Origin of the sequence: Pseudoalteromonas sp. CH_XMU1449-3, from assembly GCF_037027245.1 — a bacterium.
Taxonomy (GTDB): Bacteria; Pseudomonadota; Gammaproteobacteria; order Enterobacterales; family Alteromonadaceae; genus Pseudoalteromonas; species Pseudoalteromonas shioyasakiensis.
On sequence record NZ_JAYMDY010000003.1, the window covers coordinates 227,777 to 239,350 of the forward strand.

Genomic DNA, 11,574 nt, shown 5'->3' on the forward strand with positions numbered 1-11,574 from the left:
TTATTAAAACACCTTACTAACGACATCATTGGTGAAATTAAGGCAATCAAGAACACGCTCTTTTTGTACTTTAGATAACTCATCTAAATCGAAGTAGCCGAACTCTGTGTGCTCATCGCTCAACATTATCTCAGCGTCCTCAGCCATATGAGCACGGAAAATAAACGCATGAGAGTTAAACGCTGTGTGATAATAAACACCACTTAAATAAGCTATTTCTACGTCACAATTAAGTTCTTCTTGGCATTCGCGAAGTAACGCTTGATGAATGGTTTCACCTTTATCTAAAGCGCCGCCAGGTAACCCCCAACTTTTTTGACCGTAATCAGCTTTTAGTAATAACACCTGACCTTGGTTGTTGGTGATAACCGCATGGCTACTGAGTCTGTAAGTATCTGAAAATGCCATAATCCCTTTGCTCAATTAATAAAAAGTGACGTTATTGATGAGTGTAAAATAATTATCATCGCAAAAAAAATTGTTATTGACTAAATTAATATTCAGGATTATTTTTCTTGCGATGTTTTGGGCAAAACAAAAGCAGTATACCCTCTATACTGTCTGGCGCCAGCCAACGCAGGCACTTTCCCTAATGGGTCCATAAAAGTGTGTTCGCGTAAAGCAGTTACTTGAGTCTATAGACTTTTGATTTCTGTAAGCAATCTCGCATTGCTTAACTGTGTGAAAAATATAATGCAAGAACCTTCTGCGTTAAGTTTACTGCCGCCAGTATTGGTGGTGGTTTTGGCCGTATTTTTACGCCGCCCTATTTTATCTTTACTAATTGGTGCTTTGTTTGGTTTAGCCATGCTAGGTCCAGCCGCTGTGTTAGCCAATTTTGCTGATATTTCATTAAAAGTAATGCAAGACGAAACCATTGCCTGGCTAATTTTAGTCTGTGGTGGATTTGGTGCATTAATCGCTTTATTAGTAAGAACCGGGGGGGCAAGTGCTTTCGCCGAATTAGCGTTAAAGTTTGCCAAAGGCCAGCGCTCATCGTTAGTGATGACCTTTGTGCTAGGTGTGATTATTTTTATTGATGATTACTTAAATGCGTTAACCGTCGGTGAAACCATGAAACGTATCACCGATAAGTTTAAAATTAGCCGTGAAATGCTCGCTTATGTTGTTGACTCAACGGCTGCGCCTATCTGTGTGCTTGTACCACTCTCTACATGGGCCGTTTTTTTTGGCGGCTTGTTAGTTGATAATAATGTTGCACCAGAAGGCCAAGGTATTGCCGTCTACATTCAAGCAATCCCTTATATGTTATACGCTTGGTTTGCAGTCATTGTGGTATTACTGGTTAGCTTAAATGTGATCCCTGCTTTTGGTCCGATGAAAAAAGCACAACTACGTGCCATGAATAATCAAATCGAGATCACGAATAGCCAATACACAGATATTCAAACAGCAGATGAATACGCAGTGAAAGCAGCGGAAGAAAACTTTGAAACAGCAGCATCAAACGGTAAACTCTATAACTTTTTAGTGCCGATAGTTTTACTTGTTGCGTTTACTGTTTACTTTGACATTGACGTATTTAAAGGGTTGCTTGCAACCTTTGCCGTTGTTTTACCTTTTTACATGTTACAAAAGTTAATGACATTGTCAGAACTCGTTGAGCGTATGCTCGATGGTTTTAAAAGCATGATCCCCGCTATTGGGACTGTGGTTGCTGCATTTATATTTAAAGATGTGTGTGACCAATTAATGCTTCCGCAATATGTCATTAATACATTAAGCCCTTATATGACAGCACAGTACTTACCTGCCGTGGTGTTTTTAGCAATGGCAGTCCTTGCTTTTGCAACGGGTTCAAGCTGGGGGATTTTCGCAGTAACTATTCCTATAGTAATGCCACTGGCTTACGCAATTGATGCCAATATTCCTTTAGTGATTGGTGCTTTGTTGTCGGCGTCATCGTTTGGTAGTCAAGCCTGTTTTTATTCTGACTCCACGGTACTTGCTGCACAAGGCTCAGGGTGTGATTTAGTCAGCCATGCTATCACGCAACTGCCTTATACCTTACTTGCTGCAACGGCTGCATTTATAGGATTTTTGCTTATCGCATAAATTAAAAAGCCCAAGCAATTGCTTGGGCTTTTGTTTATCAACTATTAGGTTACTTTTGGAATTTAATGCCTTTGTAATAACTCTCTAAGTTTTCAACTTTTGTTTGGTCTTTCAGATCAGCAAATGGCTTATCTGCAAACTTACTACCACGCATTTGAATATTTAAACGTGCAGCTTCACTATTGAGCATGGTTTTCTTGTAGTAATCTTTCAGATCAGCCAATGTCACTTTTTCAACTTCAGCGATAAGCTTTTCTTTAGAGTCAAAGTTGAAGTTTTCACGGTACCAATCAGAAATGAGCGGTGACATTTCATCACTTAAATTCTTAGGTTGCTCTTTTAAAGACACAAGCGTTGCATTTTTAAGTTGTGCAAATGTTTCTTCTGTCATGTTATCAAGCTCAACAGCGTATTGCTTTTTGAACTCATCAAAACGCGCTTGCATTTCTTTAGGGCCTTTAACCGGTGTTTGAATATAAAGACCCAATGCTGAGTAGTCTTCGATAGGACGTGCTAGAGCACCAACCGCATAAGCTAACTGCTCTTCTGTACGTAACTTATCAAACGCTACGGTTCTAAAGTGACTTTGTAAAATTTGTGCCTGTGCTTTTTGCTTATAACCTGGGGTTGGGTGAACAACCATATCAATAATTGCTACATCCGCTACATCAATATCTTTTTGCAGTACAATACGTTCACCAGGCTGAGGTAACCAGGCTTTGCTTCTGGCAAACTCAGTCGCTTTATGACCTTTAGGTAAAATTGCAGTTAGCTTACTCGCAATAGATTCAACATCGTTTTGGTTATAGTTACCAAACGTGAATACGCGTAGATCATTGGCTGCAAGTGTTGATTGTTTAATAGCCGCGAAATCGGCAAGGGTTAGTGTATCTGCCGCTGCAATCAAGGTTTCAGTATCAAATTTACCACTACGAGTAAGCTTAGAGTACTCACCGAATGCTTGATAGAACGGAAACTGTTTTTGCTGATTTAGTAAGTCACGCTTAAAACGATCGATTGCTTGTGCAAATCCTTCTTCAGACACATCTAACGTTAGATTTTCAAGCGCTTGAGCTAAAAGTACGTCTTGTTTATCAGTAAAACCACTTAGTGATAACACAAGGCCGTTACTTGGTTGTAGCCCTAAGCTCATACCTGCAACGGCTGCTTCTGTGCTTAGTTTGCTTTGTTGTAAGTTATAAAGATCAGCCCACACTGCATAAAGAACTTGTGATTTAACATTCACAAGGGCATCAGGTGTATTAATATAAACTTCAACAAGACCTTTTGGTTGCTCAGCAAATTGCTGACTTGCTTGGCGCCAAACTTTTACACCCTGCTTATCAAATACCAGTTCAGGATGCGCTTGTTGTTTAAACTCCGCCGTTTTAATTGCAAAGCTTTCTGGTAATAAGCGGTTTACTGTTGGTAATGCTAAAGCGTATTCGCTCGGTTTATTCCAGCTAGCAACTTCTGCTTCGCTGATATCTTCAATGCGGTATTTACCATCGTAAAAATGCAGCTGTGAATCTGTTTCTTCTTGTTGAGAGATATACCAAATACGTAAAGTATCTTCGTTTAATTGCGACAGCACATTTTGCACCGCATCTGCATCAAACTTTGCATAATAATAAGGTGCATTAATTGCGTTGTTCACAGGGAACTTTTGCATGCTATCAGTTAAGTTACTTACATAACCAAACTCATCACCTTTTTCGAGGAATTGAAATTCATTGTTTAACGATGTACGAATTTCATTAAAGTATTTGCTATCAACACCCTGCTCTTTAATAAGCGCAATGTACTGCATAACCATAGCGACAATTTCTTCGCGGTTTTGCATGCCAGCATCAGTCAATTCAATATTAACCGTTAAGCTGCCGTAGTTACCATATTGTGTTGGAGCATCAGAAGCAGATAAACGTGACACCCAGCCTTTGTCACGCAAGATTTGCGCAGGACTACCTTGCATTTCGTTACTTAAAAGGTATGAAACAAAACGATTTGGTTTAACCGCAAACTGTGAACTGTTATCAGCAATTGTGAACTCTAACTGTAGTTGTTTTACATCTTCATTTGGTGAGTAGTAAACACGCTTTCCGCCAGCAACAGAAAAGTCTAACTTATCAGTCACCGTTGGTTTTTCGATTTTTTTATTTTCAATATCAGCAAAATACTGTTTAGCTTTTGCTTCCATTTCAGCAAGTGGACGATTTGAGATCATCGCCACTTTTATAATGTTCGATGAATAATATTTGTTATAGAAAGCAACGGTTTCTTTATGCAGATTGCTGCCTTCTTTGTCCCCTAAAGTTTCTAGGTTACCAATTAAGAAACGGTTTGCAGGGTGTGAGCCCATCATTTGACGCGCTAGTTTAAATTGGCCAAAAAAGTCCATTTCACGACGCATTGACCACTCTGCGTTTACCGCATTTTTTTCTTTGTCTGTGTATTCAGGGTAAAGCTTTGGTGATTTAAAAAAGTCTGCAAAGCGGTCAAGTGCTTCGTCGTAGGCATCATTGTTAACTTTGAACATGTAGTTTGTGATATCTAACCAGGTGTAAGCGTTATGTGCGCCACCATTTTTGGTCATGAAATCACTGTAACCTTTAGTGTCTGGGTAGCGGTCTGTACCAAGGAACAGCATATGCTCTAGGTAGTGCGCCATGCCCTGTTGCGACATAGGATCGTGCAATAAACCAACGCCTACACTCAAAGCAGCAGCTGATTTTTCAGCACTAGGATCTGAAATTAAAATTACATCAATTTCGTTATCTAGTTTTAATGTTTTGTACTCACGGGTGTCGTTTGGGCTGATAACTAACGAGTCAGGAATAAGGTTAGTATTAGCTGCAGGAGGCGTTGTGGTAGAAGTAGAAGAACAACCAGCTAACACTGCAAAAGCGATTGCACTGAGTCCAATTATTTTTTTCATTATTTTGTATCCATTAGAAATTGAATAAATTTTTATTTATCATGTGTTTTCGAGCGCCGCAATTCAATGCTTTTTAGCTAAGTTACAGCAAAACTTTGTAACACATTGTGAAAATGCAATACTTACGGTTAAGATTAATAGCAATAACTATAACAAAGGATGAGCTATGGAAAAGTGGCTAATTGTAGCAATGTTCACTCAGGTCTTTCTGACTTTTGCAGTCATGTACATTATGGGTAAGCGTCGTTTTCGTGCGGCAAAACAAAAAACCATCGAGATGAAAGACTTCTTAACAATGGAGCTTGAAAAGGCTGGGGATAATGTTCGCGTAGCAGATCGGAACTTTATCAATCAATTCGAAATGCCTGTGCTGTTTTTTATTGCGTGTTTAACAGCTCTGCAAGTCAATGCTGTAGGTACTGTATTTGTTGCCCTTGCTTGGGTTTATGTTGCATTAAGAATTATTCATAGCGTAATACACTTAACTTCAAACACCTTGAAGGCGCGCTATTATAGTTTTGTTGTCAGTAGCTTTATAATGCTAATAATGTGGGTGCTTATTTTAGTTAGAATCTTCTAATAAACATCAATACAAAGAAATAAGGCGCTTTTTAGCGCCTTATATATACCCAAGCCACCTCAAGATGCAGAATTCAGCGTTTCACAGGAGCTTAATATCAAGGCGTTACTTTGTTGGTTGGAATTATTTACGACGACTAAAGCCTGCAAGAGCTAATAAAGATAGCATCCACGCAAGACTCCCGCCTGAGCTACCACCGCCATTGTCTGAAGAGTTATCTTCATCAATTAGCGTGTTCTCTTTTGGTGATAAAGAAGCAGACGAATTCGGATCATCATCAATCACAGTCACACTGTTAATGTAAAATAAGTTTTCACCACTGAAACCTGATGTTGTATCTGGGCACTGCTCTTCATTAAGATTTACTACTGGGATTTCTCCACAGTGAACTAAAGAGGTGATTTGTTCTAAAACATCCATACTCTGTACAGTTACTTCACCAAAAACAGTAAAGCCACCATTTTGTAAGTCGAGGTTAGCGCTGTTATCTTTTAAATTGAAAAACCACTGACTTGTCGCACTATTAGCATTACCACCAAGCTTGGCCATTGCAATGGTACCTTTAACATTCGACAGCTCTGGCTCATTGGTAATAGCGTCAGCAGTTTCTATCGCCTCAAAATCAGTATCAAATTTAAAACCACCACCTTGCAAAACAAAGTTATCAACTGAGCGATGGATAACCGTACCGTCGTAGCTGCCATCTGCAACATAGTTTAAAAAGTTTTCAACGGTAACAGGTGTATGTTGATCATAAAGGTGAACAGTAATACTGCCCAGATCTGTCTGCATTTCAACAATAGTAGCATTGGCTGTAAAACAGCTAGCCAATAAAGCAGTTGCAAGTAGATGTTTTTTCATTGTTTATCTTTCCTGATAATTTTTATTATAAAACTGCAAGAAGCTTAAACAAAATAGACAGACGCTTAAATAGCAAACAAAACAGTTACACAAAACGCGCCAAAGCAATTACATCTCAGTTACATTAATTTACACCATGTATTCATTATAGTTATAAAAAATTTAAAGAATAAATCAAAATCGTCTTATCAAATAGGCTCAGTTTGTTAGTATCTGCACGACAACAATGAACACACAGGAATGAACCATGGCGAATGAAGAGAACGCAATATGCGATTTTGGCCTACACCAAGGTGAGCCTTACAGTAAGTTACCCGCTAGTTTTTTAAATTGGATGGTCGGCAATAATCATCAAAAGTCTCATTACGCAGAACAAGAACTACAACGCAGACAACTTGCCGCAACAGGACAACTAAATACAGAAAATAGCGACAAAAGTTTATAAAAGACATTTAATTTAAACTTAAGTCGTTTAAACTAAGCGCATAATTAACCTACTGCTCTATTCAGGCAAACAATTATGCGCTTTTTTTTACTAACATCGCTACTGGTTACCCTAACCGCATGTAGCTCCTCTTCTAATAATACTGATTCAGCCCAATATTTAACTCTGCTTCATACTAATGATAACCATGGTCGTTTTTGGCATAACGAACAAGGTGAATATGGCATGGCTGCTCGTAAGACTTTAATTGATCAACTAAAAGCCGAAGCCAAAGCACAAGGTCATGCTGTTTTACTGCTTTCTGGTGGCGATATCAATACGGGTATTCCAGAGTCTGACTTACAACACGCGGAACCAGATTTTAAAGGTATGTCGTTAATTGGTTATGATGCCATGGCAATTGGTAACCATGAGTTTGATAATCCACTGGCAGTACTTGATCAACAACAAAAATGGTCAAACTTCCCTTTTTTATCAGCCAATATCATCGATAAAACAACTGGTGAAAATCGTTACCAAGGCTATAAAATCTTTAAAAAGAATGGGCTTAAAATTGCTGTAATCGGCTTAACTACCACAGATACCGCTAAAATCGGTAACCCGCAATATATCGGTGGCCTAGAATTTAAAGACCCTACAGACGTTACTGCAAAGTTAGCTCCAGAAATTGATAAACAGTACAACCCAGATATTACAATCGCTGTTACTCACATGGGTCACTATGTTGATGCTAACTTTGGTATTAATGCACCCGGTGATGTGACTATGGCGCGCAACTTACCAAAAGGGATGCTTGATATTATTGTTGGCGGTCATTCACAAGAGCCAGTGTGTATGAAAGAAGCCAATGTTGCTGACAAAAGCTTTATGCCAGGTAAAGAGTGTAAGCCTGACCAACAAAATGGAACTTGGATCATGCAAGCCCATGAGTGGGGTAAATATGTTGGTAAAGCTGAATTCAAATTAGAAAACGATGAATTAACTTTGATCAATTACTCACTTATTCCTGTAAATCTTTATATCGATGATGAAAACGGCAATAAAAAGCTAGCGGCTGAGTACATTGAACCAAACAAAAACTTACAAGACATCCTTGCGGTTTATCAGCAAAAAGGCGCAGCACAAATTGCTGGTAAAATAGGTAACGTGGATGCAAAACTTGAAGGTGACCGCAATAAAGTACGCTATGAGCAAGTAAACTTAGCACGCGTTATTATTGCTGCACAAATGCAGTCAGTGGGTGCTGATTTTGGTTTGATAAGCGGTGGCGGTATTCGCGATAGCATTCAAGCAGGCGATGTAAGTTATAAAGATATTTTAAAAGTTCATCCTTTTAAAAACCGTATCACCTATATTGATATGACAGGCCAAGAACTATTTGACTACTTACAGGTTGTTACTTCTTTCCCTCCTGATTCAGGTGCCTACTTACAATATTATAAGCTAAGCTTTAAACGCGATAACGACACTTTATCTGATGTTAAAATTGCTGGTAAACCACTTGATATGGCTAAAACTTATCGTATGAGCATTAACAGCTATAATGCCTCTGGTGGTGATGGTTACCCTACTCTTACCAGTAAAAAAGGCTTTGTGAGTACAGATGATACAGATGCACAGGCATTAAAACGCTTCTTTGAGCAAAATAGTCCTGTTAAAGCGGCTGATTACGCCCCTAAATAAAGACTACTTAAATAGAAAAAGGGAAGTCAGTGACTTCCCTTTTTACTTTTAAACTAGATTACTTCCCAATGACTTCAATATCGGCAATCTCAATTGCTTTCAATCCGTAATGATGTAATCGAGAACGGGAGCCTTCACCATGGGCCTTAGGTGGATAATAGGTTTCTTTTATCTCCGGCTGCTCTTGCCAAACTTCATCAAGTGCAGCCCGAATTTCACTTAATGTTTTTTCTAAACTATTGGTAAAGTTTGGGCGCTTACGTATTGTATGACCAAGCTCTACTAACCGGTAAAAATACTTGTTTGCTAAAGTCAGTAATTCTTCTGGTACATCTTTATTTTGATTAAGCACTACATCAGGATGTTCAATACAAAACTCAACCAATGCAAGGTAAAAGCACAGCGGTTTATTAGCAAGCGCCACTGTTTTATCAACAGCACAGCTAGCAGCCAAAGTTTTATTTTGAAGATCGACTATCAATTTAGGCTTTTCTTCTACCTGAATTGCAACTTCTGGTTCGTGTTTAGCAATTTGGATTTTAGTGCGTTCACTTATAAATAATAAATAAGTAAATGCAGCTGCAAATAAACACACCAAAATCAACACAGCGATATCATCTTTAGCAAATAAAGACGATGCCACAACAAAGCTAACCGTTAATGATTTTTGTGGTGCATGCAATTGCTTAGTGATTAAATCTGCACGAGCAGGATAATCAGAGATCCCCTCAATGGAGTAAACCATCACGCCTGAGTCAGCTAATTGTGCATTAAGACGCGCGATATAATTGAGTACCATATCTTTACTACCTGAATGCTTTAAAAAATCATCAGGTAAATTTAAATGGTTTAAATCAAGGGCAATGCGGTTTTCAACTTTTGCTAGAGTCAGGGCATCATTAGTTGTTGTCTTATAAGCTTTTGCTGTAATAAAGCTGGCAAATAAAACCAAGCAACAGCTTATAAATACTCCGCCATAAGCAAGTTTTACTCTAATTGGCAGCATTGCTATCCCCTACTTTCATTGTTTGCTGAGTCGACTCACATTCCCAAAAAGACTCAACATGATTAAAGTAATGAGAGTTTTGATTGTGTGCCAATTGGGTTAACTGCGCTTGAACTGCACATAAAAGGTCGGTGTTTTCATCCTGCATTTTTAAATACCAACGACTACCACTTATATTGTCACGTATAGGCGTAATGTAGTTTTTAGAAAAACGTTGCTGGTCGCTGTCTTGCCAATAAGAAGAAATCAAATCGACCTTACCACTTGCAAGCAGCTCTCTTAATTCAGTATGCGAACTTGCGTAAGTGATATTTAGGTTTTCTAGGTTGATATCTAATTTTTTAAATAATTGTTTAGGGAGAATGTGTCCAGAGCGGCTCGTTGGGTAATCAAGCAAACCAATACGTTTATCTAAAAAGTAGCTTTTTTCAATGCGTGGCTTTTCTTTACTAGAAATTAAATAAGCAGTGTAGTCAGGAAAGCCAACAACTGCTTGGTAGTTATAGGTTGACTCGGCCATAAAGGCATTAATCAAGTTTTCTTTAGCCAGGATCAGATCTGCAATCCCTTTACCTAAAAACTCAATAGTGTCAGAAGTTTTATAACCCCAATAAGAGGTGACCTTGCCGTATTGTTTACTAATGATGTCATCAGCGCACAAAGTTTTAGCGACATCCTCAGCCAATACTTTGCCCGATGAATAAACCACTAACTCGTTAAGGTTAACCTCTGATTTAGTATCACATTGAAAAGACGTTTCAATAAATGCATCTATATCAGATACAGCCGGTTTACCCTGCAAAATTCCGATATAAAAAAACAAAATAACTGCTAGAAACAAAAATGTAACAATCGACGATTTTTTTATTAGTATTGTTCTTAAATTCAATTTTAATAGCCAACAACGCTCCGTTGTCTCTATTTGAACAATTATTCTTACTTATTACAACAAGTAATTTTACCTGAATATTTTAAGTTATTGATAAATAACATATATGAACAAGAAATTATGAATCTTATTGAGTCCTTTCTATTTGCTTTTAAATTCAGGAAAATATGCATCAAGAAATCGTGCTTCAGGGCACATTCATTTTTGGACACTGAGTCAATGTTACAAAAAACAATAAAAATGTTGCTGTTATCGACACCAGTTATTTCAGCTGTGTTAAGTAACCCGGCTAATGCATGGGGTCAGAATGGTCACCGTATTATTGGTGAAATTGCATCTAAGCATATTACAGACACCACCAAGCAAGCATTAGTTCCTTTACTTGATGGTGATTCTTTACCACAGGTAGCAACGTGGGCTGATGAAATGCGTTCTGCTCCAGAAAAATTCTGGCAAAAGAAATCTTCGCGCTGGCACTACATTAACTTTAAAGAAGGTGAAGCCAAACCACATTACGACTCACATGCCCACCATAACAAAGAAACCGTGTCAGATATCCTCGAAGGCATGGAATATTCAATCTCAGTATTACAAAACCAAAAAGCTTCTCTAGGTGAAAAACAGTTCGCACTGCGTTTTTTAGTTCACCTTGTTGGTGATAGCCATCAACCTTTTCATGCTGGTCGTGGTGAAGATCGCGGCGGCAACAATATTTCTGTCACATTCTTCGGTCAAGATACCAATTTACATAGCTTGTGGGACACAAAACTCATTGAAAATGAAAATTTGTCCTATACTGAGTTTGCGCAATTTATAAATACAACAAATCAAGCGTTAATAACGGACTACCTTGCCAGTTCACCTAGCGATTGGTTAATCGAATCTAATAACATTGCAAACTCTCTGTATAAAGAAAATGAAACAAACGTAAGTTATAGTTATATCTATAAAAACTTACCGGTTGTTAAAACTCGCCTACAACAAGGCGGGATAAGATTGGCAGGTTTATTAAATAATCTATTTGATAAATCAGCAAAACCGTTAGTAAAGGCACTTAAGATGCCAACTGACAGCAAACTATAAATGAAACATAACCTCT

Annotated in this window: 11 protein-coding genes; 6 read left to right on the top strand and 5 right to left on the bottom strand. The window is 38.2% G+C overall.

The annotated features are described in order from the left end of the window. Positions 1-3: 3 nt before the first annotated feature. Complete coding sequence (locus WA256_RS05950) at positions 4-408, bottom strand: NUDIX hydrolase (protein WP_269408214.1); 405 nt, start codon at positions 406-408, stop codon at positions 4-6. 285 nt (positions 409-693) lie between these two features. Here WA256_RS05950 and WA256_RS05955 point away from each other — a divergent pair, with 285 nt between their 5' ends. Next, positions 694-2,076 carry a Na+/H+ antiporter NhaC family protein gene (locus WA256_RS05955; protein ID WP_335989718.1) on the top strand — a complete coding sequence of 461 codons (1,383 nt, stop codon included), beginning with the start codon at positions 694-696 and terminating at the stop codon, positions 2,074-2,076. A gap of 49 nt (positions 2,077-2,125) precedes the next feature. On the opposite strand, the gene WA256_RS05960 is transcribed toward WA256_RS05955, so the two are convergent. Further along, positions 2,126-5,011, bottom strand: a complete 2,886-nt coding sequence (locus tag WA256_RS05960; RefSeq protein WP_335989720.1) for an insulinase family protein — start codon at positions 5,009-5,011, stop codon at positions 2,126-2,128. A 166-nt stretch (positions 5,012-5,177) separates the two neighbouring features. On the opposite strand from WA256_RS05960, the gene WA256_RS05965 reads away from it, so the two are divergent. Beyond that, positions 5,178-5,591 (top strand): MAPEG family protein, encoded by a 414-nt coding sequence (locus WA256_RS05965; RefSeq protein ID WP_175080616.1) that lies wholly within the window; start codon positions 5,178-5,180, stop codon positions 5,589-5,591. A gap of 123 nt (positions 5,592-5,714) precedes the next feature. Here the strand turns inward: WA256_RS05965 and WA256_RS05970 are convergent, their stop codons facing one another. Then, positions 5,715-6,422, bottom strand: coding sequence for a peptidylprolyl isomerase (locus WA256_RS05970; protein WP_350338401.1), 708 nt, complete (start codon positions 6,420-6,422; stop codon positions 5,715-5,717). Here WA256_RS05970 and WA256_RS21045 point away from each other — a divergent pair. The 3 genes from WA256_RS21045 (at position 6,400) to ushA (ending at position 8,580) form a co-directional block, all read left to right on the top strand. After that, positions 6,400-6,468 (top strand): hypothetical protein, encoded by a 69-nt coding sequence (locus tag WA256_RS21045; protein ID WP_350338400.1) that lies wholly within the window; start codon positions 6,400-6,402, stop codon positions 6,466-6,468. The genes WA256_RS05970 and WA256_RS21045 overlap by 23 nt on opposite strands. Before the next feature lie 231 nt (positions 6,469-6,699). Continuing rightward, the gene (locus WA256_RS05975) at positions 6,700-6,897 is read left to right on the top strand and encodes a hypothetical protein (protein ID WP_054563072.1); all 198 of its coding nucleotides are present in this window, start codon (positions 6,700-6,702) and stop codon (positions 6,895-6,897) included. Between the two features lie 75 nt (positions 6,898-6,972). Then, on the top strand, positions 6,973-8,580 hold the full coding sequence (ushA, locus tag WA256_RS05980; RefSeq protein WP_335989725.1) for a bifunctional UDP-sugar hydrolase/5'-nucleotidase UshA: 1,608 nt from the start codon (positions 6,973-6,975) through the stop codon (positions 8,578-8,580). A 58-nt stretch (positions 8,581-8,638) separates the two neighbouring features. On the opposite strand, the gene WA256_RS05985 is transcribed toward ushA, so the two are convergent. Beyond that, complete coding sequence (locus tag WA256_RS05985) at positions 8,639-9,586, bottom strand: hypothetical protein (protein WP_063527523.1); 948 nt, start codon at positions 9,584-9,586, stop codon at positions 8,639-8,641. Beyond that, positions 9,573-10,475 (bottom strand): hypothetical protein, encoded by a 903-nt coding sequence (locus WA256_RS05990; RefSeq protein ID WP_054563069.1) that lies wholly within the window; start codon positions 10,473-10,475, stop codon positions 9,573-9,575. The genes WA256_RS05985 and WA256_RS05990 overlap by 14 nt, the downstream gene beginning before the upstream one ends. Before the next feature lie 219 nt (positions 10,476-10,694). Between WA256_RS05990 and WA256_RS05995 the strand changes: the two genes are divergently transcribed. Continuing rightward, on the top strand, positions 10,695-11,558 hold the full coding sequence (locus WA256_RS05995; protein WP_335989729.1) for a S1/P1 nuclease: 864 nt from the start codon (positions 10,695-10,697) through the stop codon (positions 11,556-11,558). Positions 11,559-11,574: the final 16 nt, after the last annotated feature.

Coding starts and splice junctions, on each gene's coding strand:
- WA256_RS05950 (WP_269408214.1), bottom strand. CDS start 408: ATGGCATTTTCAGATACTTACAGACTCAGTAGCCATGCGGTTATCACC.
- WA256_RS05955 (WP_335989718.1), top strand. CDS start 694: ATGCAAGAACCTTCTGCGTTAAGTTTACTGCCGCCAGTATTGGTGGTG.
- WA256_RS05960 (WP_335989720.1), bottom strand. CDS start 5,011: ATGAAAAAAATAATTGGACTCAGTGCAATCGCTTTTGCAGTGTTAGCT.
- WA256_RS05965 (WP_175080616.1), top strand. CDS start 5,178: ATGGAAAAGTGGCTAATTGTAGCAATGTTCACTCAGGTCTTTCTGACT.
- WA256_RS05975 (WP_054563072.1), top strand. CDS start 6,700: ATGGCGAATGAAGAGAACGCAATATGCGATTTTGGCCTACACCAAGGT.
- ushA (WP_335989725.1), top strand. CDS start 6,973: ATGCGCTTTTTTTTACTAACATCGCTACTGGTTACCCTAACCGCATGT.
- WA256_RS05985 (WP_063527523.1), bottom strand. CDS start 9,586: ATGCTGCCAATTAGAGTAAAACTTGCTTATGGCGGAGTATTTATAAGC.
- WA256_RS05995 (WP_335989729.1), top strand. CDS start 10,695: ATGTTACAAAAAACAATAAAAATGTTGCTGTTATCGACACCAGTTATT.